Below are 23,611 nucleotides of genomic sequence, written 5' to 3'. Positions count from 1 at the left end.
CCCGGGTCGCGGATGCCGATCGTCACCCTGCCCTTCGCCGAGCTCGTCGACCGGTTCGGCCCCGTGCCGGACGGCATCGAGCTGGACGTCTGGGACGTCGAGTCGCCGTACGGTCGCCCGGACGACGTCGCGATCACGTTCCTGCCGTTCTACTTCGAGGGGCGGCACCGCTGGCAGTTCGTGCACGACCTGCCCGAACTCCAGCTGCTGCAGCTGCCGAGCGCCGGGTACGAGCACGCCGTCCCGCACGTGCCCGGTCACGCGCAGCTGGCGAACGGCCGCGGCATCCACGACGACGAGACCGCCGAGCTCGCGGTCGGTCTCGCGCTGACGTCGCTCCGTGAGATCTCGGCGTTCCAGGTCGACCGTGCCAACGGCGTCTGGGACGCCCGCGAGACCCGATCGCTCGCCGACCGCCGGGTGACCGTCGTCGGCTACGGGGCGATCGGGTCCGCGATCGCCACCCGGTTCGAGGCGTTCCGCACCGAGGTGACGGTGGTCGCCCGGACCGCTCGCGAGCAGGACGGTCGGCACGTGCACGCGTTCGGCGAGCTGCCCGAGCTCGCCCCGACGACCGACGTGCTCGTGCTCATCGCGCCGCTCACCGCCGAGACCGAACGCCTGGTCGACCCGGAGCTGCTCGCGGCACTGCCGGACGGCGCCCTCGTGGTGAACGTGGCGCGCGGCAAGGTCGTCGACACGGACGCCCTGGTCGCCGAGCTGCGGTCGGAGCGGCTGTTCGCGGCCCTCGACGTCACCGACCCGGAGCCGCTGCCCGCCGGACACCCGCTCTGGACGACGCCGAACACCGTGCTCACCCCGCACGTCGGCGGCAACACCGACCTGAGCGTGCCGCGGTCGATCGAACTCATGCGCAAGCAGGTCGCCGCACTGGCCGAGGGCCGCCCGTTCCAGAACCTGATCGAGTTCTAGCCGGCTGCGGCTCCGAACACGCCGGCGTCAGAGCGGGACGACGCAGGTCGGGGTGCCGACCGGGATCTGCGCGACGGCCTCGCCGGGCATGCCCTCGGCGTCGAGCGGCAGGACGGCAACGGCGTCGGACATCTGGTTCGCCACCAGGACGAACCCGGGCACCCGCGCGAAGTGCCGCGGCCAGACCCCACCGCAGGGCACCGACCCGACGACCGCGAGCCCACCGTCACGTGCGTCGAGCACCACGAGCAGGTCGCGCCCGCGCACCGCCACGTACGCGCGGCCGGCCTCGTCGACCTCGATGTGGCTGAGCAGCGACTCCCCCACGGCACCGTCGAACGTGGGCACGGCCGCGATCGTCACGAACGACCCGGAGTCGTCCCGGCGCAGGCGGTGCACGTGCCCGTCGAGTTCACCGGCGACGAGCAGGTCGCCGTCGACCCACGCCATGTGCCTCGGGCCGGCGCCGGGTGTCACGTGGTGCACACGGAGCGCCTCGATGTCGGGGACCCCGTCGGCCGACACCGTGACGCGGAACTCGTGCAGGGCATCGCCGCCGAGGTCGGCGACGAGCACCGTGCCGTCCGGGGTCGCGATCGACTGGTGGGCGTGCGGGCCGTCCTGGCGGTCGTCGTCAGGACCCGTGGCGTCGGGCAGCACGGCGACCGCGACGGCTTCGGCCGGCACGGAGCGCTGGTCGGCGTCCCCGTGCAGCACCACGCCGTCGCTGGCGGTCACCGAGGCGGCGTGCGACTCGGCCGGGGCGAGGGAGATCGCCGTGACCGTACCGGAGACGTAGTTCGTGACGACGAGCGCGCCCGAGGGGTCGACCCGCACGTGACACGGGGCGTCTCCGCCGGCGGGGGCGTCCCACAGGTGCTCGAGTGCGCCGCCCTGCAGCCGGAAGGCCGACACGGCGCCGTCGTTCGTCTCGGAGACCGCGTAGACCCGGTCGGCCGAGACCGCCAGGAACGAGGGATCGTCGAGCACCGCGACGGTCCGGGGTGCCGGAAGGGCTCCGATCGGTCCGGCGTCGACCAGCGAGATGCCCGTGGCGTTCCCGCCGCCGGTCGCCGTGTACGACCCGATGAGCAGCGACGGCAGCTCGGCGCTCATTCGTCGCGGCCCGCGATGCGCTCGTGGTGGTGGATGACCTCGGCGACGATGAAGTTGAGGAACTTCTCGGCGAAGGCGGGGTCGAGGTGGGAGTCGGCGGCGAGCGACCGGAGCCGTGCGACCTGGATCCGTTCGCGGTCCGGGTCGGCGGCCGGCATGCCCGACTCGGCCTTCAGGTGCCCCACGCGCTGCGTGTACTTGAAACGCTCCGCGAGCATGTGGATGACGGCGGCGTCGATGTTGTCGATGCTCTGCCGGATGCTCCGCAGTTCGGCGACGGCGCTCGCGTCGGCCTCGGTCGGGGTGACGTCGTCGTTCATGGTCCGAGCCTACTGGCGGACGTGCAGCGGAACCCGGCCCGCTGCTGCGAGAATGTGCACATGTCGGTCCTGCTGGTGATCTCGGGTGTCTGTGCGGTCCTCGCGGGCCTCATCCACGTGTACATCTTCTTCCTCGAATCGGTCATCTGGACCAGTCCGCAAGCGCGCCGGATCTTCGGCATCGCTTCCGAGACCGAAGCCGTGGCGACTCGCTCGCTCGCCTTCAACCAGGGCTTCTACAACCTGTTCCTGGCGATCGGGGCGATCCTCGGCGTCGTGCTCGTGCTGGCCGGCAACACCGTGAGCGGCTGGACCCTCGTGGTGTTCTCGACGGCGAGCATGCTCGGTGCCGCGGTGATCCTGCTCGGCTCGGGTCGCAAGTACGTCAACTCCGCGTTCAAGCAGGGCACGCTCCCCCTGATCGCGCTGCTCTTCGCGCTGCTGGGCTCCACGATCGGCGTCTAGCCCCGCTCCTCCCCCGAACTGCGAAAGCGACAGGGTTCCACCGGACATCGGCGGCACCCTGTCGCTTTCGTGGTACTGACCAGCGGAACCGGGCAGCAGCGACGACCAGCCCTAGCCGAGCTTCTCCTCGAACTGCGCCGGCAGCTTGTCGAGCGCCCACTCGATCGCGGCCGTGGTACCCATCGAGAACGCCGACGAGACGTCCTTGTCGTCGAAGACGATCGCGTGCCCGGCCTCGACCGACGGCACCTTCTGGAACAGCTTGTTCGACGAGGCCTCTGACGCGTCGACGTAGATCGGCAGGATCAGCGTCAGGTCGGCGTCGAGCAGGTCGAGGTTCTCGTCGGACAGGTGCACGGAGAACTCCTTGCCGGCCTGCTCGTCGATGGCCTTCGGGATCTCGAAGCCCAGGTTCCGCATGAAGGTCGAACGGCTGTCGGTGGAGGCGTACGCCCCGAAGCCCTCGGAGCTGTAGGCACCGACGACGGCGGTCTTGCCTTCGAAGTCCGGGTGCGCCTTGCGTGCGGCGGCGTAGGCGTCGTCGAGGCCGGAGAGCAGCTTCTTGCCCTCGGACTCCTTGCCAAGCGCCTTCGCGATCATGGTCGTCTGCTGCTCGGTCGAGGCGAGGTAGTTCGCGCCGCCCTTCGGGATCGCCACGGTCGGCGCGATCGCGGAGAGCTTGTCGTACCGCTCCTTGTCACCCGAGGACTTCACGTCGAGGATGACGTCGGGGTTGAGCTTGAGGATGTCCTCGTAGCTCGGCTCGAGCGTCTGGATGATCTTCGGCGACTTGTCGTACGCACCCTTGAGCCACGGACCGACACCGTCGCCGCCGAAGGCGAGCCAGTCGCTCGCACCGACCGGCTGGACGCCGAGCTCGAGCGCGGTCTCGGCGTCGCCCCACCCGAGCGCGACGACGCGCTTCGGTGCCGACTCGATGGTGGTGGTGCCGAGGCCGGTCGTGATCGAGACCGGGAACGCGGCGTCGGACGACCCCGACGACGCCGAGTCGGTCGAGGAGTCGGAGCCGGACGCGCATCCGGCGAGGACGAGGGACGCTGCGACGACGGCGCCGGCTGCGGCGAGCACGCGTCGGAGACGCAAGGGAGAACGGTTCACGAAGGGTAGCCTAACCTAACGGGGTGCTCAGGAACACGGCTGGCTAGGCTGGGTGACCGTGGCGTTCACCGATCCAGGCCGCACGCACCTCGCGGTGCTCGGCTCCCCCATCGCGCACTCGCTCTCGCCCACGCTCCACGCAGCGGCCTACGATGCGCTCGACCTGCCCTTCACCTACGGGAGGCACGAGGTCGCGTCCGGCGAGCTCGCCGCGTTCGTCGCGGGGCTGGGTCCGGAATGGCGTGGCCTGAGTCTCACGATGCCACTCAAGCGCGAGGTCCTGCCGCTGCTCGACCGCACCACCCCGCTCGTCGACGAGCTCGGGGTCGCCAACACGGTCGCGTTCCGCATCGAGGGCTCCACGCTCGTCCGAGCCGGCGCCAACACCGACGTTCAGGGGCTCGTCCGCCCGGTCGAGGCGCTCGGACACCTGCCCGGCGAGGCCACGATCCTGGGCGGCGGAGCCACTGCCGCGAGCGCCCTGACCGCGGCCGTGCGACTCGGGGCGTCGCTCGTCCGGGTGTTCGTCCGTGACACCGCGAAGACGCGCGCGCTGGTCGACCTGGCCGTCCGGCTCGGGGTGACGCTCGAGGTGCACCCCCTGAGCGAACTCGCCGGCACGCACCACGGGTTCGTCCTCTCGACGCTGCCGGGCGGCGCCGCCGACCCGCTCGAGTTCCGTCCGTCGGGGCCGGACGCCGTCCTGTTCGACGTCGCCTACGAACCGTGGCCCACCGTGGTCGCCAGCCGCTGGACCGATGCCGGGGGCCGCGTGCTGAACGGCCTCGACATGCTCACCGAGCAGGCGATCGGGCAGATCCGGTTCTTCCTGACCGGTGACGAGGACGAACTGCTCCCCGACGAGGCCGGGGTCCGCCGGGCGATGCGCACCGCGGTCGACCTGCCCGCCGTCCTCGGCAGCTAGCCGGCGCCGGCAGCCATCGCTCAGCCGCGGGACCGCGCCTCGGCGTCGAGCAGCGCGACGGAGACGTCCCACAGCCGATCGGCCTGGTCCGGATCGAGTGCCCAGGGCAGCACGCCGTGCAGGCCGTCCTCGATCCGCTCCACCACCGCTGCTTCGTGGCAGTCCTCGAAGTACCGCCCCGTGACCCCGTCGAGTTCCGGTGCGGTGGCGAGCAGGACCGAGGTCGCGGCTCCCTGCTCCGGGGACTTCACGGCGTCGGCCGCGGCGATCTTCGTGGCGGCCAGGACCTCCGGGTCCCAGTGCTTCTGCAGCCCGGTCCAGATCCCGCCGGGCATGAGGGCGTTCGCGGTGATGCCGTCGGCGGCCCACCGGCGGCTGGCGGCGACGGCGAACAGCACGTTGGCGGTCTTCGACTGCCCGTACGCGAGCCCGGGCTCGTAGCGACGCCGGCGGAAGAAGAGGTCGTCGAACACGACGGGCGAACCACCGTGTCCGCTCGACGACACCGAGACGATCCGTGCCGAACCCGAGGCGGCCAAGGAGTCGTGCAGCCCGAGCGCGAGGGCGAAGTGCCCGAGGTGGTTGGTCGCGAAGTGTGACTCCCACCCGGCGGGCGTGTACGACTCGGGCGCGTCCATGATGCCCGCATTGGCGACGAGCACGTCGAGCGGCCCCGACCACGCTGCGGTGAAGGCCTCGACGGAAGCCGGACGGTCCAGGTGCAGCTCGACGACGGCCGGCGCTTCCGTCCCCGTCGTCCGCGCGATGTCGTCCGCCACCCGTCGGCCGGCATCGACGTCCCGCACCGCGAGCGTCACGCGCGCCCCGGCTCCCGCGAGCGCTCGGGAGGTCTCCACGCCGATGCCGGACGCAGCACCGGTGACGACCGCCGTGCGCCCCGTCAGGTCGAGGCCGTCGACGACCTCGGCGGCCGTGGTCCGGTCGCCGAAGCGGGTGAGGTCGCGTGCGGGCATGTGGGCTCCTGTCAGCTGGCGTGGTGCGCAGTCGTCAGGCGACCACGCCGTCCACGTAGAACCATCGTCCCTGCTCGCGGACGAAGTCGCTCGTCTCCTCGAGCGTGCCGCGCTCGTCGTCGGAACGCCACCACGCGCGGAACGTGACGGTGCCGTGGGAGTCGAACGGGCCTCCCGAGGTGGTCGCCAGCACGTCCAACCGGGTCCAGCGCTGGGTCGGGTCCAACTCGAGACCCGCGGGGCGGGTGCGCGGGTGCCAGGTGAGCAGCAGGTACTCCGGCAGGCCCAGCGCGAAGGCGCTGAAGCGGGAGCGCATGAGCCGTTCCGCGGTCGGTGCCACGGCCCCGGCGTGCAGGGGGCCGCAGCACTCCCCGTAGGGGTTGCCGCTCAGGCAGGGGCAGCGCGTCGTGTCGGTGACCACCGGCCGAACGCTAGTCGACGATGGACAGCGTGACGGTGATGTTGCCGCGGGTGGCGTTCGAGTACGGGCAGATCTCGTGTGCACGCTCGGCCAGGCGGTGGCGCTGCTCCTGCGGGGCGTTCGGGGCGTAGACGTCGAGCTCGACCGCGAGACCGAAGGCGCCGTTGCCGGTGCCGCCGATGCCGACCTCGGCGGAGACCTCGGCGCCGGTGGTGTCGACCTCGAGCTCCTTGCCGGCGGCGTGCAGGGCACCGAGGAAGCACGCGGCGTACCCGGCGGCGAAGAGCTGCTCGGGGTTCGTACCCTCGCCGCTGCCGCCCATCTCCTTGGGCGGGCGGGTGTCGAGGTCGAGCCGGTCGTCCTCGCTGCGGACGTGTCCGTCGCGGCCGCCTCCGGTGGCGTGGGCAGCGGCGGTGTAGACGATGTCGAGACTCATGGTCCGAGGTCACCGTGCTCGCCTGGACGAATCCTGAGCGGCAGCACCACGTCGCGAGTGCGGCGACTCGGGGCGGGGAGCGCTCGGGCGTGTCCGGGTGGAGCGGCCGAGGCAAGCATCCGGGCACCCGGCACCCCCATCAGGTAGACATGATGGATGTTCACGCTCGGCTGGCAGGTCTTCCGCCGGCACGTCACGGACGTGCTGGATCCGGCACGCGTCCGTCGTGCTGCCCGGTGGTCCGGTTTCGCGGCGGTCGTCGCGCTGGTCGGCATGGCCGTCCTGGAGGCCCGGGTCGACTGGACGGGGGCCACTCCGGTCCGCAGCGTGGTCGCGATGGTGCTGCTGGCGCTCGGCGTCGGACTGCTCACCTTCGCGTGCGTCCCGACGTGGCAGCCTCCGGACCCCTCGACCACGATCAACGGTCGGCAGGTGCGGCCCTCGTGGCAGCTCGCCGCGCGGGGCGCCACGCAGCGGTACGTGCAGCGTCGTCCGGTGCCGGTCCTGCCGGAGCACCGCGACATCGTCCGCACCGACACGGTCCTGCTGCGGCGGGGGGTGATCGGCACGCTCGCCCGGACGACACCGTTGCTCGGTTCGGCTCTCGTCGCCGTCCTCGGGGCGTTCGTCCTCGGGCTCGTCAGCTGGTTCCACGTGCTCTGGATCGCGGTCTACGCAATCGGGCTGTCGGAGTACTTCGTCCACCTCGGCCGCTCCGAACGCGCCCGCCTGGCCGCCGAGTCCCTCGACCCGGTCCCGGAGACGCCCGCACCCGAGACCCCCGCCCGCCCCGCTTCGTGAGCAGAAGCGGTCGAGTCGCTGTGGGGCACTCGACCATTCCTGCTCACGAAGCGGAACAGGACCCCCCGACGCGCACCACTGTCGGCGGTGGCGGGCACACTGGGCGCATGTGTGGAAGGTTCGTCGTCTCCGACATCACGGCCGATCTGTTGCCCGAGCTCATGGGCGAGCTCGCCGCCCGGACCGAGCACGTCGACGAGGACACCGGCGAGGTGCACCCCGGCCTCGCCCCGAGCTGGAACGTCGCCCCGACCGACCCCGTGTACGCCGTCCGTCAGCGGCACGGCGAACGGGAGCTGCCCCAGATCAGCTGGGGCTTCGTGCCGAGCTGGGCGAAGGACTTCCAGAAGCAGCGCCCGAAGCCGATCAACGCCCGCATCGAGACGGTCGCGACGAGCGGCATGTTCAAGCGGGCCTTCGCCACGAACCGCTGCATCGTCCCGGCGCAGGGGTACTACGAGTGGGTGGTGCGCGAGGACGGCAAGGAACCCCACTTCGTGCACGAACCCGGCGGTGCCCTGGCGATGGCCGGCGTCGTGAGCGCCTGGCCCGACCCCACGAAGCCCGAGGGCGACCCGGACAAGTGGCGCCTGTCGCTCGCGATCATCACCCGTGACGCCCACGTCGCTCCGGGCGAGGTCCACGACCGCATGCCGGCGTTCCTGACGCCCGACGGCTACGACGACTGGCTCGGCGGCGACCTGCACGCCGACGACCTGCTGGCCCTGCTCGACCACGAGTCGCTGACGGTGGCCGCGGGCCTTGCGCAGTACGAGGTCTCCCGCACGGTGAACAGCGTGCGGAACGACGGACCGCAGCTCATCGCGCCCGTCGCGTAGGCGGTCGCGCCCCGCGCGCGGACAGGAGGCCCGGATCACCGCAGCGGGTCTGCTGCGGTGATCCGGGCCTCCAGTCCGGTGCCCTGTTACGGACGTGCGCTGCGGCGGATGCCCGGCACGACGCGGACCGTGATCCGTCGCCGGGTCACCAGGAGCACGCCCGCCAGCATGAGCGCGAGTGCCGCGAGCCCGAGACCGACCAGTCCGGTCACGCCCGTGAAGGCGAGCTCGGTCCCGTGCACGAACGCGGCGAGCCCGGTCGGGAACGTGACCGTGACGGTCGCGGTGACCGTCTGACCCGCACTGTCGGTGATCGTGTAACCGACGAAGGCGGTTCCGGTGAAGCCGTCCTGCGGGGTGAAGACGACCCGGCCGTCGCGGATGGTCCACGTGCCCTGGTCGGCGACGACCACGCGGTCGGTCGGTGTGCCGGACTCGGGGTGGAGCAGGTGCAGCGTGCCCGACTCGAACGTGGCGCCGCCGGTGGCGGAGTCGTTGTCGAGCGGATCCACGACGACCCGGTGTCCGACGATCCCGGTGGCGGAGTCGTCGGTGGCGACCGCCGCGGCGACCACGGTCATGGTCGCGGTGGCGGTGGCCGTCTGCCCCGAGGCGTCCGTCACCGTGTAGGTGAAGGTGTCCGTGCCGGTGAAGCCGGCGGCCGGGGTGTAGACGTACGCACCGTTCCGCTGGATCGTCACGGTGCCGTGGGCGGGCTTCCGGGCCGGGGCCGCGGTGAGGCCGGTGCCCTGGTCGTCGGCGAGCAGGCCGTGGCGGGCGTCACGGGTGACGGGCGTGCCGGACACGGTGTGCCCGGTGTCGTCCGCTGCGGCGATGCCGACCGTGATCGTGACGGTGGCGTCGACCTGCTGCTCCATCGAGTCCTGCGCACGGTACGTGACGGTGTCGGTGCCCGAGAAGCCCTTCGCCGGCGTGTAGACGAACGTGCCGTCGGCGGCGATGGAGGCCGTGCCGTGACGGGCCTGACCCACCGCGACGACCGTCAGGGCGTCACCGTGGTCGTTGCCGAGCACGCCGTGGCCGGCGACCCGGACCGTCTTGCCGGCCGTGGTCGTCGCCTTGTCGTCCTTCGCGGACGGGGCGACGTCGATGATGACGCGCGCGAACGCCGCGGTGCCGTCGGAGTCGTTGGCCGAGTACGTGAACCAGTCACGGCCGGACCAGTTCGACGTGGGCGTGTAGACGTACGAGCCGTCCTTCTCGAGCGACAGCTCCCCGTTGAACGGCTTCGTCTCCATGGCGGCCCAGAGCCCACGGCCGGAGTCGCCGACCAGCACGCCCCTGTCGGCGGACATGCGCATGCTGCGGTTCGTCGACATGGTGTGCCAGTGGTCGACCGCGGCGACGCCGACGACGACCGTGACCGTCGCGGTCGAGGTCCGTCCGGCGCCGTCGGTCACCGTGTACTCGAACGTGTCCGCGCCGGAGAAGCCCTTGGCCGGGGTGTAGACGAGCGAGCCGGGCTCGGTGCCCTCGGTCACGGTGCCGTGCTCGGCGCGGCCGTGCGCGGTGACGGCGAGGCCGGTGCCGCGGTCGTTGCCGGTCAGGGTCGCACCGCTGATCGGCAGCGCGGTGTTCGCCGCGGTGCGCAGGGCGTCGGCGACCGCGGTCGGCGTGACGGTCACGGTGACGGTCGCCGTCGCGGTGCCGCCGGTCGGGTCGGTCACCGTGTAGGTGAACGTGTCCGTGCCGGAGAACCCGTCGGCGGGCGTGTACGTGACCGAGCTGGCGCCGGTCGCGCCGGTTGCGCTGCCGCCGGTTCCGCCGGCCGTCGTGCTGCCGGTGATCGTGGCGGTGCCGTGGCCGGGCTTCGACACCGCGGTGACGGCCAGCTTCGTGCCCGAGTCGTTGCCGGTGACGGCGACGTCGACCGGGGTCGCGGCGCTCGTCGTCGCGGTGTCCGCGGCGGCCTTCGGGGCGACGACGATCGTCACGGTGCCCGTGGTGGTCCCGCCTGAGCCGTCGGTGACCGTGTAGTCGAACCCGTCCGGGCCGGAGTAGCCCGGCTGAGGCTTGTACGTGTACGAGCCGTCCTCGTCGACCGCGACCTCGCCGTGCGAGGGCTCCGTGTGGTCGGTGACCGCCAGGTCGGTGCCCTTCGCACCGTCGAGCAGGCCGGTGCCGGCCGGCACGGTGGTGGTGGCGTCGGCCTCGGCCGAGGTCGACCCGCCGCTGGCGACCGGGGTGACGGTGACCGTCACGGTGCCGGTGTTCGTGGCGCCCGACGGGTCCGTCACCGTGTACGTGACGGTGTCCGTGCCGGAGAAGCCGTCCTTCGGCGTGTACGTGATCGTGCCGTCGTCGTTGCGGGTCGCGGTGCCGTGGTCGCCGCCGGAGACGGACACGACGGTCAGGCCGGTGCCGTGGTCGTTGCCCGTCAGGGCGCCGGAGGTGACCGTGGTGCTGCCACCCGCCGCGACGGTGACGGTGTCGGGCTCCGTGCCGGGGCGGACCGTGACCGTCACGGTGCCGGTGCTGGTGCGGCCGGCGGGGTCCGTCGCCGTGTAGGTGAAGGTGTCCGTGCCCGAGAAGCCGTCCTTCGGCGTGTACGTGTACGAGCCGTTCGCCGCGAGCTCGACCGTGCCGTGTGCGGGCTGCTGGTCGACGGCCGCGGTCAGGCCGGTGCCTCGGTCGTTCGCGAGCACGCCGTCGCCCTTCGCGACGGTCAGGGTGGACCCGGCCGTGGCGGTGGCGGTGTCGGCCGTGGCACGCGGGCCGACGACGACCGTGACCGTGCCGGTGGTGGAGCGGCCGGCGGCGTCGGTCACCGTGTAGGTGAAGGTGTCCGTGCCCGAGAATCCGTCGGCCGGGGTGTAGACGACCCGGCCGGTGGCACGGTCGAGCGTGACGGCGCCGCGGTCGGCGCCGCTCTCGCCGGCGCCGGCGCCGGTGCCGTTGCCGGCGGCCCCGCCTGCGGTCACGTCGGTCACGGTCAGCCCCGTGCCCCGGTCGTTGCCGGCCAGGGTGGCGGCGTCGAGGGTCAGCGCCTCGTCGGCCCGGGTCGACACCGTGTCGGCGGTCGCGACGGGTCGCACGGTGATCGTGACGGTCGCCGCACCGGTGGTGACTCCGCTGCCGTCGGCCACCGTGTAGGTGAACGAGTCGGTGCCGGACGCGCCGGCGGCCGGCGTGTACTCGACCGAGCCGTCCGCTGCGACGACGGCCGTGCCGTGGGACGGACCGGTGACGATCGTGGTCTCGAGGTCCGAGCCACGGTCGTTGGCCTGCACGTCGATCGTCACCGGAGTGTCGGAGTCCGTCGACGCGGTGTCGGCGCCGATGGTCGGGTTGACCGTGATGGTGACGGTCGCGGTGCTCGGCGAGCCGGAGCCGTCGACCGCCGTGTACGTGAACGCGTCGGGGCCGGAGTACCCCTCGGCCGGCGTGTACGTGAACGTGCCGGTGGCCTTGTCGAGCGTCAGCGCACCGTGCGAGGGGGACGTGTTCGACGCCACGGTGAGCCCGGTGCCGGAGTCGTTGCCGAGCACACCGGTCGCGCGGGTGCCGGCGGTGGCCGTGCCGCCCGCGGCGACCTCGACGGTGTCGTCCTGTGCCGCGGGCGCGACCTGCACGGTCACCGTGACGGTGTCGGCCCCACCGCTGCCGTCGGTCACGGTGTACGTGAAGGAGTCGGTGCCGGAGAACCCGGCTGCCGGGGTGTACGAGTACGAGCCGTCCGGACGCACCGTCGCCGAGCCGTGCGCGGGGGCGCTGCTGCCGGTGACCGTCAGGCCGGTGCCCAGGTCGTTGTCGAGCACGTTGCCGGTCGTCGACGACCCGGCCGTCGCGGTGACGGCGTCGGCCGTCGCGGTGGGCAGCACGGTGAGCCGCACGGTCGCCGTGACGGTCGCGCCGGAGCCGTCCTTCGCCGTGTACGTGAACGAGTCCGGGCCGGAGTACCCCTTGTCGGCGCCGTAGGAGAACGACCCGTCGGGGCCGATCTTCACCAGACCGTGCGACGGCTGGCCGTTGCCGGTCAGGGTCAGGTCGGACCCGCGGTCGTTCGTCAGGACGCCGTCCGCGGCGTTCACCTTGAGCACGGTGCCCGCGTGCACGCTGTACGCGTCGTCGGAGCCCTTCGGTGCGACGGTGACGGTCACGGTGCTGGTCGAGGTCTGCCCGGAGGAGTCCTTCGCCGTGTACTGGAACGTGTCCGAGCCGGAGAACCCGCCGGCCGGGGTGTACGTGTACGAGCCGTCGGCGGCGACCGTGGCGGTGCCGTGCGCCGGCGTGGTGTTCGAGACGACGGACAGGCCGGTGCCGCGGTCGTTCGCGAGCACGCCCGAGGAGGCCGGCACCGAGAGCGCCGTGCCGGTGGGGGTCGTGGCGGTGTCGCTGCTGGTGGTGACGTGCGTGGCCTGCAGCGTGTTCGTGAAGGTGACCAGGACGTCGGTGCCGTCCGCGGTGGTGGCCGCCGGGAACGTGAAGGTCCCCGTGGTGCCGGTGCCGCTGGCGACGGTCGTGCCGGTCGTCTGGTCGACCGCCTTCCACGTGGTGTCGTAGTTCGCCGGGTCGGTGGTGCCCGCGGCGGTCTGCTTGACCGTGTAGTCCTTGTTCGGCGTCGTCAGGACCGCGCCGGCCTTCTGCGCCTGCACGCCCGTGGCGGAACCGGTCGTGGTGCCGGAGACGCCCGCGGTCGCCGGGTCGATGCCGCCCCCGCTGATGGCCAGGGCGAACTGGTCGCCGCTGCTCCAACGCTGGTCGACGCTCGCAGCGCCGGTCACGGTGTCGGCGTAGTTGCAGCTCGCCAGGTCACTCGCGGCGTAGTTGCCGACGATGGGGAAGCTGCGGACCTCCTTGCCCGAGGTCGGGTCGAGCTGGTAGATCGTGGTCGTCGCGACGCTGTTGGTCGTCACGGTGTTCGAGACGTAGAGGTAGCCGTCCGACGAGAACGCGATGCCGGGGCTGTTCGTGCTCGCCGGCAGGGTCGCGATCTCGGTGGTGCTCATCGCCGTGGTGCCCGCGGTCGCCGGCACCTGGTCGACGTTGACGCGGTAGACCTTGTTCGCCGCGACGACGAAGAACAGGCCGCGCGAGCTGAACGCGAAGTCGCCGTTGGCGTTCGCGGTGTCCGCGGCGTTGCGCTTCGTGAGCCCGTCGACCTGACCGACCTGGCCGAGGTACTTGCCCGTCGACGGGTCGTACGCGCCGAGCCACCCGGTGTTGTCGCCGTAGTAGTAGATCCCCGTCACCGGGTTGACCGCACCCCGGATGACGGTACGCGTCTTGTCCGTCGCGACCGGGTCGGACGCGACACCGGTCTTCGGGTCGAACTGCCGCAGGGTCGCGGTCTGGTTGTTCGACGCGGCGAACATCGAGACGCCCTCGCGCGAGATGCCGAGACCGTTGTTCGCGCCGGTGCCGAGGTTCGTGACGTCGGCGGTGGTGCCCCGCGAGGCCCCGGTGCTGATGTCGACCGCGACGACCTTGCCCGTGCCGTCGATCGCGTACAGCGTCTCCTGCGGGGTGCAGACCATGGCGCCGTCCTTCGTGGCGCTGACGGCCGAGGCCGGCGCGGCCGCGACGACCGCCGAGGTGGCGGTCAGCCCGGTGCCCACCAGGAGCGCGGCTCCGAGCACGGCGACCGCGCGCAGGCCGGGTCGGCGGGTGGCAAGGGTGCCGGCAGGACGGCCGGGACCGTCGGTGGGCACAGCGGTGCCCGGGTTCGTACGCTGCATGATCACTTTCGGGTCGAGACGATGCGGGCACCGAAACCGACCGGAGGATCAGGGAGAACGGTCGTTGGCGCCAGGTTGATCCTGGCAGTTCCTCGTGTTCGGATGGGGACAATCGGGGTCCCCAATAGGGGGGACCACTCGTTCAGGGGCCACGCCGCAGCCCAGCGCGCCACGGCACCCCGTCATGGTCCGATCACGCCCCGAGCACACGGAAGAACCCCCGCCGGCAGGCCGACGGGGGGTTCGAGGATCAACGAGCGATCAGCAGCGGATCAAGCAGTCGGACGGATGACGTCCGGCAGCAGCACGTGCAGGCGCTCGGCCAGGCGAGCCTTCGCCTCGTCGAGGGAACGGAAGTCCCCGACGTACTCACCGAAGGTGTCGGCGACGAAGAAGTGGCTGCCCTGACGGTCGACGGTGCCGCCGTAGTAGCCGCCGTAGTTCGCGACCCACAGGCCCGTGTCGGCCTGGGCCCACGAGATGCGGACGGGGGCCGCCTGCACGGGAGCCACGACCTGGGCCTCGATCTCGGCGATGACCTCGATCGTCTGGGTGTCCAGGGTCACCTCGGCCTGCTGGCGGTGGGCGACGGTCGTGCTCATGGTCCTGCTCCTTCGTGCTGCGCTGCGTGCTGGGTGGTTCCGGGTGGTGCGGGCGTCGCGGTCGACGCCGGTGGAGCTGGTGTCCGCTGTCGTCACTCGACCGGCCGGATGACCGGCGGGAGCATGACGTGCAGCTGGTCCTCGAGCTTGGTCTGCGCTTCTTCGAGGGAGGAGAACTCGCCCACGACGAGCCCGAAGGTGTCGGAGGCCACGTAGCGGTCGTCGCGCTTGTCGACGCTGCCGCCGAAGTACCCGCCGTAGCCGGCGATCCACTCGCCCTGGTCTTCCTGCACCCAGGTGACCTTGGCGCGCTTGGGACGCGTCGAGAGCGCTGCATCGGCTTCGAGGATCGCGATGGTGTCCACGGTGTCGGTGTCGAGGGTGACCTCGGCCTGCGTCGCGTTGTTCACGGTGATGCTCATGTCGCTCTCCTTCACGATCCGGGGTACATCTGCTGACACCAGAACGCTACGAGAAGTGCCGAGGGGATCGCCAGCCAGGCCCGTCGATTCACGGGTTTCGTCAATGCCATCCATCGGGCAGCCCCGGATTTCCGGGCAGGTGCGTCGCACTTCCGGGGTACAGCGTCAGGATCGGGGTACTCGTTTTCCGGATCGCCGCGATCGGGGGACGAGATGGGTGAGAACGACTTACCGTCTGAGTCCGTGCAGTGTGGCCGAAGGCACTGGTTCTGGACCTCTACGAAACGCGACTCACTGGCAGAACAACGTCGCCTCCTGACACTCCGACGCTAGGCAGCTTCCGACACCGGGTCGTCAGCGCACCACGAACAACCTCCTGAAGGGTGTGACCCGTGTCGAGGGCACAACACTCGGCCTGGACGGTCAGCGCGCCGTCAGCGGAGGTTCGCCGAGCGCAGGACCTGCTGCTGCTACCGGTGGGGCTTCGGGGCCCGCACCAGCAAGAAGATCACGCTTCAGGACGGCAGGGACACCAGCCCAGAACGTGTCGTCCGGGCAGTCCTCGCGCACTACTGATCCAGCAGCAATCACGCACCCACGACCGATCGTCACGCCCGGAAGGATGGTTGCTCGAGCGCCGATCCACGATCCGTCACCGATCGACACAGGTAAGTTCTTCGGGACGCCGCTACCCGCCCGCCATTCCGACGGCCCCACTGCATGGGTCGAGGTGAGGATCATCACGCCTGGTCCGATTGCCACTCGGGTGCCGACGGTGATCAAGCCCTTTCCCTCGAAGGTGACTTCACGGTTGAGGTACGAACCAGCACCGATCGAGACCTTCGTGTTCCAAAAACGGACGCCGCGCTCCACGCCGACTGCTGCCTTCACAACACCCAGTGCCGACAGCAGCTGCCACCTGCGCGATGCGGGGAACGGCAGGGATGCAACGAACGTAGCGAGGCTCTTCACGCTCGACACGATACGTTGACGGTGCTCATTTCACACGTGCCTCGGGCCGTTTCGTCATTCGCCGTCCTTGCTACAACTGCAGGACCATCACACGGTCGCGCCCGACCGCTCCACACCCTCGACACGGTGCGGCCGATCCTCCGGCGAATCAGGGCCAACAACGGTACCGACATCGGAATGGAGGCGCGACTCGCTAACGTCGGCACGTGACCTCCGACAAGCCCCGCGTCGACGACCGCGCCCCGGCCACTTGGCGCAGCCGTCGGTTCGCGACGTGGTTGGCGATCGCCTACGGCGTCGCCCTGGCGCTCGTCGGGTTCTGGGGCTCCCCCGTCGACGCCGCAGGAGGCCCGTGGCTCACCCGCGCGCTCGCTGCGGCGCACCGTCACGGCCTGCCGGAGCGCATCGACTACGCCGCCGTCGAGTCCCTGGCGAACGTGGTCTACTTCGTGCCGCTCGGACTGCTCGTGGTGCTGCTCGCTGGTGCGCGGTGGTGGTGGGCCGCCATCGCCGCGGGGCTCGTCGTCAGTGCGTGCATCGAGACCGGCCAAGCGCTGTTCCTGCCTGCCCGCACCGCGACCATCGACGACGTCGTCGCCAACGGCGTGGGGGCGGTTCTGGGGGCCGTGGTGGGCGTGCTGCTGCTGAGCCGAGCGGCTCGGCGGCGCTGACAGCGGTCCCCGCGCACGAAGAAGCCCCCGGAGCAGTTGCTCCGGGGGCTTCGTTCAGTGCGTTGAGACTCAGACGGACTCGCGCTGGCGGCGGACCGAGCCGCGGACCAGCAGGAGGCCACCACCGAGGACGACTGCGCCGCCGGCGACCCAGAGGGCCAGGGCGGAGACGGTCGAACCCGTGAAGGCCAGCGTGCCGTCGGTGCCGTTGCCAGCACCAGCGGCGGGAACCGCAGCAGCGTCAGCGGGGGCGACGGTGAAGGCCGCGAAGCCGACGACGCCCGAGGTGGCGCCGGTGGCCGTCAGGTTGTAGGTGCCCGAGGCGCCCTGGGGGAACGTGACCTTGACGACGAGCGAGCCGTCCGAAGCGGCCGTGTAGGTCTTCGAGACGGTCGTGGTCGGCAGCGCGCCGAGCGTGACCGCACCGGCACCGGTGACCTGGACGTTGACGGTCTCGTTGTCCTGGAAGGCACCCGGCGTGAAGCTCACGGCCGCGGTACCACCGGCGACGGCGGTGCCGGAGACGGAGACGTCGGAATCAGGCGTGTAGCCGGCGGCGTTGGCGACGGCCGGAGTGGCGAGCAGTGCGGCGCCAGCCAGCACCACCGCTGCGATGAGCTTCTTCATGAATGGTTCCCCTAAAGATCTGAAAATCCAGACCCTGACACCCAGAGCCCGCTGTTCGCCGGTGGTTGACCCCAGCCACAGAAATGGCGGTTGTTATGGCGAAGTTGTCTCAATCTAGCGGAGTTTCCCAGCTTGGTACCAGATCACGTGGATTTTGGTCATTGGTCGACGTGTGTTCATCCGCGCTCACTGCCCGTCGCACGGCCCCACCATCGGTCGATCGAGACCTCAGATGCCAGAAAGCCCAGGTGAGAGGGCCTCTCGGTGCGCACTAGAGCACGCTGTGCGTCAGATCAAGGACCTTTGGACCCGGACAGGTTGGTCTTCTGCCCCTCGGAGTGGGGGCACTCCGCGGTTCGCTTTCCGGAGCTTCCGATGTCAGCCAGCGGCGAGCGGCTGCTCGCAGTCGAACGTGAGGGGCTTCGTCTCGGCCTGCCGGACACCGGGAGTCGAGTTCGCCTGCACCGCTGCCTTCGCGTACTTGGCCTCGCCGAGGAACGCGACGCGGTAGGTCAGGCTCTCGCCGGGGGCGAGCAGGGTCTGCAACTGGGCCACCGGGTGCCCGCCGTCGGTCGCTGTCTGCACCGGAGTGGTCTTGCCGTCCTTCGTGGCACCGAGGAGGATCGCGTCCTCGGGTGCGTACGCGGCGAGCAGGGTCTTGATCTTGCCGGGCTCGACGCCGAAGTCGCCGCCACCCGTCACGTACCGTGGCAGGCTCGTCGCGGCATCGGCAGGTGCTGTGTTCTTCAGAGTGATCTGGACGACGGACGTCGGACGCCCGTCCTTCCGGCACACCGAACTGCCGACGGAGACGCTCTTGTCGAGGTAGTAGTCCATCTTCGAGCCGGTGCCGTCGTTCAGGTAGACGGCGAACTGGCTCGAGTCGGCGGTCGCCGTCGGCAGCTCGCCGGCAACCGGTGTCCCGCTGATGCGGCGCTGCTCGGCCTTGTCCGCGCTCCAGAGCCGCAGGCGGCCCTCATCAGCGCTCTGGGTCAGTGCAGACACGAAGGCCTTCGTGTCGAACCCGCCCGAAGAAACCTTGGCGAAGACCGCGCTGGCGGCGGATGCGAAGAACGCGTCCTGCACGGCCGGGTCTGGGTACTTGGCGTACACATCGCTCAGCAGCAACTGGACCGCGTTGTCCGCGGTCAGGGTGTCGCCGGTCGGAAGCTGCACGGGGCCCGTCGCCCTGAGCAGGTAGCTCAGCGTCACGGGATCGATGGCGAGTACGCCGTCGACCTGCTGCGCGAACCGCTGCTTCCACATCTCCCGCGCGAGCTTCGCCGACACGTCGAAGCGCGGCGTTAGCGTGACGTCAAGCATGTACTCGCCGGTGATGTCTCCGTAGAGCCCACGCGTGTCGTCGGTCAGCGGGAGTACCGGCTTGTCGTACGGTCCGAAGGACGACCCGGACGTTTGGCTCCCCAAGTTGATCGCACCGTCCTTCACCTGCAGGAGCGCCACTGCCCCGGGGATGCCGCCGCCCGCGCGCAACTCGGCGTTGTTCTGGAACAACAGCAGGTAGTTCCGGTCCCCGTCGTGACCCAGCATCGCCGGCGCGAGCTGCACGATGCGGTTCGCTGCGACCGCCTGCTCGGACGCGGACGACAGCGCGTTCCGCAGCTGCCCCACCGCGGTGGTGACGGGCGACAGCGTTCCGCTGGTGTCGATTCGCGCCGCGTCGGTGCGTGCTTGCTGGAGCGTCTTCGTGGCCTCGGCGACCGCCGGCTGCGCGTCCTCGATCGGGTCGAGGTCGATCTTGCCGTTCTTCGGCGTGAACGAGTTCGACCCGAGCTTCCCGAGGACGCCGGCGACCGGACTGACGGCGTCGCTGGCCACGTCGTCGACGATCACCGAGACGTCCCGCACGGCCCGCAAGTTGGTCCCGAAGAACGGCACGGACTGCGCCGCACCCCAGACGGGGTCACCGGTCAGCGATCGCGCCGACGCTGCTTCGTCCTCGAGGTGGCGCGCCGTCTTCTGGGCGGCGGCGGTGTCGCCGCCGGTCAGCTGGGACCGGAGCGTGTCGACGTCCCCGACGGCGCGCTCCAGATGCCCCTTGGCGAGCATGCCGCGGACACCGACCCAGGCGACGGCGAGGATCAGCAGCAGGACAAGGGCGAGGACGACCCACAGGACGATCCGGGCCCTGGACCCCCGGCGTACTGCAGTGCGTCGCGACTCGGGCGCGTCGGACATGTGGCGATCCTACGGTTCCGCGCGTTCGACAACCGTCACTGACGGACGGAATCCGCGTGTTCGCGGTACCAGTCGATGGTGCTGCGGAGCCCGTCCTCGAGGCCGATCTGCGCCGTCCATCCAGCGTCCGCCAGCTTCGACACGTCGAGCAGCTTCTGGGGGGTGCCGTCCGGCTTGGTGGTGTCCCAGACCGTCTCGCCCTCGAACCCGACGATCTTGCCGATCGTCTCCGCGATCTCCTTGATCGTCACGTCAGATCCGGTGCCGACGTTGACCTGGTCAGGACCGTCGTAGTGCTCCATGAGGTGGAACACCGCTGCCGCCATGTCGTCGACGTGCAGGAACTCACGACGTGGCGACCCGGTCCCCCAGTTCTCCACCGTCGATGCACCGCTGCGAGCGGCTTCGTCGTACCGGCGGATGAGCGCTGGTAGCACGTGGGACCCAGTCAGCGAGAAGTTGTCACCCGGGCCGTAGAGATTGGTCGGCATGGCCGAGATCCACGGACGGCCGAACTGCCGACGGACGGCCTGCACCTGGAGGATGCCGGCGATCTTGGCGATGGCGTACGCGTCGTTCGTCGGTTCGAGATGCCCCGTGAGCAGCGCGTCCTCGTGGATCGGCTGCTCGGCCATCTTCGGGTAGATGCAGGACGAGCCGAGGAACACGAGACGTTCGACGCCGTGCTCCACCGCGGCATCCATCACGTTGACCTGGATCTGCAGGTTCTCGCTCAGGAAGTCGTGCGGATAGGTGTTGTTCGCCATGATCCCGCCAACCTTGGCAGCGGCGAGCACGACGTGCCTCGGCTGCTGGTCCGCGAAGAAGGCGAAGACTGCGGCGCGGTCCTTCAGGTCGAGCTCGGACGAGGTGCGCCCGACCACGTCCGTGAAGCCCTCCGACTCGAGCTTGCGCCAGACCGCCGAGCCCACCAGACCACGGTGTCCCGCGACGTAGACGCGATCAGCCCGGTCGATCGGACCGGCGGTGAAGTCGGTCGTGTCCATCAGGAACCCCAGCTCTCGAGTCGGACGGTGTCGATCCACGGACGGCCCTCGTGCTCGAGCGCCGAGATGTCGGCGTCGACCATGATCCTCGCCAGCTCGGCGGTGTCGACGGTCGCCTCCCAACCGAGCTTCTCCTTGGCCTTTGAGGCGTCGCCGACGAGGGCGTCCACCTCGCTCGGTCGCAGGTACCGCTCGTCGAACCGAACGTGGTCCTCCCAGTTCAGCCCGGCGTGCGAGAAGGCGGTGGTGAGGAAGTCCTTGACCGTGAAGTCGCCGCCGGTCGCCAAGACGAAGTCGTCCGGCTCGTCGACCTGCAGCATCCGCCACATGCCCTCGACGTACTCGGCGGCGTACCCCCAGTCGCGGACGGAGTCGAGGTTGCCGAGGTACACGTGGTCCTCGAGGCCGGCCTTGATCCGAGCGACCGCACGGGTGATCTTCCGGGTGACGAAGGTCTCACCGCGACGGGGGGACTCGTGGTTGAACAGGATCCCGTTCACCGCGAACATGCCGTAGGCCTCGCGGTAGTTTCGAGTCACCCAGTAGCTGTAGACCTTCGCCGCACCGTACGGAGAACGCGGCCAGAACGGCGTCTCTTCGTTCTGCGGCGGCGGGGTGGCACCGAACATCTCGGAGGAGGACGCCTGGTAGAAGCGCGTGTGGATGCCGGACACCCGGACCGCCTCGAGCATGCGCATCGTGCCCACACCCGTGACGTCACCGGTGTGCTCCGGCTCGTCGAACGACACCCGGACGTGCGACTGGGCCGCGAGGTTGTAGACCTCGTCGGGCTTCAGCTCGCTGAGGAGGCTGACGAGCCGCGCACCGTCGCCAAGGTCCCCGTAGTGCAGGAACAACTTCGCCTGCGACTCGTGCGGGTCGACGTACAGGTGGTCGATCCGCGAGGTGTTGAACGTCGAAGCTCGTCGGATGATCCCGTGGACCTCGTACCCCTTGCGGAGGAGCAGCTCAGCGAGGTAGGACCCGTCCTGTCCGGTTATCCCGGTGATGAGTGCGCGCTTGGTCAATTGATCCCTGTCTTTTCGTCCGAGCTCGACGCGCGGAACCGTTCGGGCAGAAGTTCATGAAGAATACTTTGGAATCGGTCCAGCGCTGCGCCGGCCGTGAGGTGCTCTGCTCGGTACGCCCGAGCCGCTCGCCCGTAGCGCTGACGCGCTGACTCATCCGCGGCCAGTGCCAGGACAGCGTCGACAAGCTCCGATGGCTCGCCTGCGGAGACCACAGGCCCGGCCTCAGCACTCAGGACCTCTGACCGCGTGACGCTCCCCAGGTCTGTGGCCGCAAGCACCGGAACTCCGGTAGCGAAGTAGCTGGTCAACTTGCTGGGAACAGCCATTCCAGACACACCTGGCGCCTCGTTGACGAGGAGAACATCGGCAGCGTTCAGCGCCGCTGCGAACTCCCCATCGGGCAACGGAGCAAGAAACTGCAAGTTCCGGACATCAAAAGCAAGCTTTTCCAACTGCGCACGCTGATTGCCGTCGCCGAGGAGGACGAAACGAATCCGCAAGCCTCGCTTCCCAGCCAAACGCGCCGCTTCGACGACGTTCCCGAGCCCCTGCTTCACACCCATGTTGCCTGCGTGGAGGACAACCGTCTCGTCTGATGCCCAGCCGAGGGCTTCACGAGCACTGTTCCGGTCGGCGACCGCAGGCGGTTCGAGGTGAGTCCAGTTGCGCATCACGACCACGCGTGACTCGGGCACCCCGAGCTCCTCGATCACCGTTCGCTTGAACCGGTCATGGATGACGACGACCGTCGAGGATCGTCTGAGCACCCAGCGCTCGACAGCTGCAACGACTCGCACGCCGAGCCCAGAAGCGGTGCGGGTTTCGCGGAGGCCGAGCGAGTAGAGATCCTGCACCCAGGTCACGACCGGCATTCTTCGCCGGAGGACGCGAGCCCTCACGAGTGCGATCGCCGAGCTGAACAGGGCCGGCGAGACCAGGACGAGGACATCGTGTCTCGCCCAGCGCTGCGTCGCGGCACGCACTCCGAAGCTCACCTCGGATGCAAGACGGCTCAGCCCGCCTGACCGAGTGGGCAGTTTGTGGCGTACTCGGCGGACAGCACACCCCGCGACGGACGACGTGTCCGACCAAGGAGGAGGGGTGGCACCGAACGACCACGCGGGGTAATGGGGAAACGTCGTGATGACACTGACGTCGACGCCGGACGCCGACAAGGCACTCGCCAGTCCTCCGGTGTACGGAGCGATCCCGGCAGGCTCAGGCGGGAAGTTCAAACCCACTACGAGAACTGACCCCTGCCGCATGGGGCGACCATAACAGTTGCAAGGGCTTACAAGACCTGGACCTGAGACACGGCCGTCCGTGTTCCGCGTTGTGGCAACTGCCCCGAGGAACCCACACCCGGTAGCATCGGCGCGACGCGTACTCGGGCGCGCAGAGAGGCGGGCAATGGTGTCGGACGCGAGAGTGCCCGTCATTGCACTCAAGTCGGCTCCCGGTGAACGGAGTTCATGGGACCGGAGCAAGCTCACGATCTACCTGTGGGCTGTCGCGGAGCTGCTCTTCGTCACCAATCCCTGGCAGATCAGCTCGTCCATCCGGGCCCGGGTCCTGCGGCTGTTCGGAGCAGACATCGGGACCGGTGTCATCATGCGCCCTCGGATGCGGGTCCGTTTTCCATGGAAGCTCCACATCGAAAACGACTGCTGGATCGGTGAAGGCGTCTGGTTCCACAACCAAGATGACATCCGGATCGGGAACGACGTCGTGATCTCTCAGGAGACCTTCCTCACTACGGGTAGTCACGCACATCGGGTTGACATGGCGCTGATCACCCGCCCGATCGAGATTGGTGCCGGCACCTGGATCACCGCGCGCTGCATGGTCCTCGGCGGCACCAAGTTGGGTGAATCATGCCTTGCGAAGCCAATGTCGGTCGTCTCCGGAACTCATCCGGCGAACAGCGTTCTCGAAGGAAACCCTGCACGCGTGTCAGGCGTGCGGTTCTCAAACCTGTGAGTGCTCCGGTGCCGGCCAGAACGGCATTCGAGGAAACTGGCTCAACCGAACG

The 23,611-nt window shown here is 69.9% G+C and carries 22 protein-coding genes; 7 read left to right on the top strand and 15 right to left on the bottom strand.

What is annotated here, in order from left to right; all coding sequences use genetic code 11:
* Positions 1-12 precede the first annotated feature (12 nt).
* Positions 13-933: a 2-hydroxyacid dehydrogenase gene (locus ABRP24_RS06920; protein WP_349847078.1), complete on the top strand. Its 921-nt coding sequence runs from the start codon at positions 13-15 to the stop codon at positions 931-933.
* 27 nt (positions 934-960) lie between these two features.
* Here ABRP24_RS06920 and ABRP24_RS06915 read toward each other — a convergent pair whose 3' ends face one another.
* Both ABRP24_RS06915 and ABRP24_RS06910 read right to left on the bottom strand, forming a co-directional pair.
* Positions 961-2,049 (bottom strand): beta-propeller fold lactonase family protein, encoded by a 1,089-nt coding sequence (locus ABRP24_RS06915; protein ID WP_349847080.1) that lies wholly within the window; start codon positions 2,047-2,049, stop codon positions 961-963.
* A complete protein-coding gene (locus ABRP24_RS06910) occupies positions 2,046-2,369 on the bottom strand; it encodes a chorismate mutase (protein WP_027465022.1) in 324 nt (107 codons plus the stop codon). Before ABRP24_RS06910 ends, ABRP24_RS06915 begins: the two co-directional genes overlap by 4 nt.
* Before the next feature lie 60 nt (positions 2,370-2,429).
* On the opposite strand from ABRP24_RS06910, the gene ABRP24_RS06905 reads away from it, so the two are divergent.
* Entirely contained in the window at positions 2,430-2,834 is a 405-nt protein-coding gene (locus tag ABRP24_RS06905; protein ID WP_051596616.1) for a DUF1304 domain-containing protein, read from the top strand.
* Positions 2,835-2,945: 111 nt separating this feature from the next.
* On the opposite strand, the gene ABRP24_RS06900 is transcribed toward ABRP24_RS06905, so the two are convergent.
* Positions 2,946-3,938: an iron-siderophore ABC transporter substrate-binding protein gene (locus ABRP24_RS06900; RefSeq protein ID WP_371836734.1), complete on the bottom strand. Its 993-nt coding sequence runs from the start codon at positions 3,936-3,938 to the stop codon at positions 2,946-2,948.
* 73 nt (positions 3,939-4,011) lie between these two features.
* Between ABRP24_RS06900 and ABRP24_RS06895 the strand changes: the two genes are divergently transcribed.
* Positions 4,012-4,878: a shikimate dehydrogenase gene (locus ABRP24_RS06895; RefSeq protein WP_349847086.1), complete on the top strand. Its 867-nt coding sequence runs from the start codon at positions 4,012-4,014 to the stop codon at positions 4,876-4,878.
* A gap of 20 nt (positions 4,879-4,898) precedes the next feature.
* Here the strand turns inward: ABRP24_RS06895 and ABRP24_RS06890 are convergent, their stop codons facing one another.
* Genes ABRP24_RS06890 through ABRP24_RS06880 form a run of 3 tightly spaced genes read right to left on the bottom strand, consistent with a single transcriptional unit; the run spans position 4,899 to position 6,709 of the window.
* On the bottom strand, positions 4,899-5,852 hold the full coding sequence (locus tag ABRP24_RS06890) for an SDR family NAD(P)-dependent oxidoreductase (protein WP_349847089.1): 954 nt from the start codon (positions 5,850-5,852) through the stop codon (positions 4,899-4,901).
* Between the two features lie 34 nt (positions 5,853-5,886).
* Entirely contained in the window at positions 5,887-6,273 is a 387-nt protein-coding gene (locus ABRP24_RS06885) for a YchJ family protein (protein ID WP_027465017.1), read from the bottom strand.
* A 10-nt stretch (positions 6,274-6,283) separates the two neighbouring features.
* Entirely contained in the window at positions 6,284-6,709 is a 426-nt protein-coding gene (locus ABRP24_RS06880; RefSeq protein WP_301580687.1) for an organic hydroperoxide resistance protein, read from the bottom strand.
* Positions 6,710-6,865: 156 nt separating this feature from the next.
* Between ABRP24_RS06880 and ABRP24_RS06875 the strand changes: the two genes are divergently transcribed.
* Both ABRP24_RS06875 and ABRP24_RS06870 read left to right on the top strand, forming a co-directional pair.
* Complete coding sequence (locus ABRP24_RS06875; protein ID WP_349847092.1) at positions 6,866-7,510, top strand: hypothetical protein; 645 nt, start codon at positions 6,866-6,868, stop codon at positions 7,508-7,510.
* A 107-nt stretch (positions 7,511-7,617) separates the two neighbouring features.
* A complete protein-coding gene (locus ABRP24_RS06870; protein ID WP_349847095.1) occupies positions 7,618-8,349 on the top strand; it encodes an SOS response-associated peptidase in 732 nt (243 codons plus the stop codon).
* Positions 8,350-8,435: 86 nt separating this feature from the next.
* Here the strand turns inward: ABRP24_RS06870 and ABRP24_RS06865 are convergent, their stop codons facing one another.
* The 4 genes from ABRP24_RS06865 to ABRP24_RS06850 all read right to left on the bottom strand — a co-directional run bounded on the left by ABRP24_RS06865 (position 8,436) and on the right by ABRP24_RS06850 (position 16,044).
* Positions 8,436-14,048: an Ig-like domain-containing protein gene (locus tag ABRP24_RS06865; protein WP_349847098.1), complete on the bottom strand. Its 5,613-nt coding sequence runs from the start codon at positions 14,046-14,048 to the stop codon at positions 8,436-8,438.
* Between the two features lie 272 nt (positions 14,049-14,320).
* The gene (locus ABRP24_RS06860; protein ID WP_027465012.1) at positions 14,321-14,650 is read right to left on the bottom strand and encodes a hypothetical protein; all 330 of its coding nucleotides are present in this window, start codon (positions 14,648-14,650) and stop codon (positions 14,321-14,323) included.
* Between the two features lie 92 nt (positions 14,651-14,742).
* Positions 14,743-15,072 carry a hypothetical protein gene (locus ABRP24_RS06855; protein WP_027465011.1) on the bottom strand — a complete coding sequence of 110 codons (330 nt, stop codon included), beginning with the start codon at positions 15,070-15,072 and terminating at the stop codon, positions 14,743-14,745.
* Between the two features lie 423 nt (positions 15,073-15,495).
* Positions 15,496-16,044, bottom strand: a complete 549-nt coding sequence (locus ABRP24_RS06850) for a DapH/DapD/GlmU-related protein (RefSeq protein WP_301629378.1) — start codon at positions 16,042-16,044, stop codon at positions 15,496-15,498.
* A 206-nt stretch (positions 16,045-16,250) separates the two neighbouring features.
* On the opposite strand from ABRP24_RS06850, the gene ABRP24_RS06845 reads away from it, so the two are divergent.
* On the top strand, positions 16,251-16,715 hold the full coding sequence (locus ABRP24_RS06845; RefSeq protein WP_349847102.1) for a VanZ family protein: 465 nt from the start codon (positions 16,251-16,253) through the stop codon (positions 16,713-16,715).
* Between the two features lie 69 nt (positions 16,716-16,784).
* Here the strand turns inward: ABRP24_RS06845 and ABRP24_RS06840 are convergent, their stop codons facing one another.
* The 5 genes from ABRP24_RS06840 to ABRP24_RS06820 form a co-directional block, all read right to left on the bottom strand.
* A complete protein-coding gene (locus ABRP24_RS06840; protein WP_111056811.1) occupies positions 16,785-17,342 on the bottom strand; it encodes a hypothetical protein in 558 nt (185 codons plus the stop codon).
* A gap of 378 nt (positions 17,343-17,720) precedes the next feature.
* Positions 17,721-19,541 (bottom strand): DUF4012 domain-containing protein, encoded by a 1,821-nt coding sequence (locus ABRP24_RS06835; RefSeq protein WP_349847105.1) that lies wholly within the window; start codon positions 19,539-19,541, stop codon positions 17,721-17,723.
* A 35-nt stretch (positions 19,542-19,576) separates the two neighbouring features.
* A complete protein-coding gene (locus tag ABRP24_RS06830; protein WP_349847107.1) occupies positions 19,577-20,548 on the bottom strand; it encodes a GDP-L-fucose synthase in 972 nt (323 codons plus the stop codon).
* Entirely contained in the window at positions 20,548-21,576 is a 1,029-nt protein-coding gene (gmd, locus tag ABRP24_RS06825) for a GDP-mannose 4,6-dehydratase (RefSeq protein WP_111123705.1), read from the bottom strand. Before gmd ends, ABRP24_RS06830 begins: the two co-directional genes overlap by 1 nt.
* Complete coding sequence (locus ABRP24_RS06820) at positions 21,573-22,844, bottom strand: glycosyltransferase family 4 protein (RefSeq protein WP_371836733.1); 1,272 nt, start codon at positions 22,842-22,844, stop codon at positions 21,573-21,575. The genes gmd and ABRP24_RS06820 overlap by 4 nt, the downstream gene beginning before the upstream one ends.
* A 163-nt stretch (positions 22,845-23,007) precedes the next feature.
* On the opposite strand from ABRP24_RS06820, the gene ABRP24_RS06815 reads away from it, so the two are divergent.
* Complete coding sequence (locus ABRP24_RS06815) at positions 23,008-23,559, top strand: acetyltransferase (protein ID WP_349847112.1); 552 nt, start codon at positions 23,008-23,010, stop codon at positions 23,557-23,559.
* Positions 23,560-23,611 lie beyond the last annotated feature (52 nt).

Source organism: Curtobacterium sp. WHRI 8282 (assembly GCF_040223925.2).
GTDB classification, from domain to species: Bacteria; Actinomycetota; Actinomycetes; order Actinomycetales; family Microbacteriaceae; genus Curtobacterium; species Curtobacterium flaccumfaciens.
The sequence above is the reverse complement of the archived record's forward strand: the minus strand, read 5'-3'. Positions and strand labels throughout refer to the sequence as shown.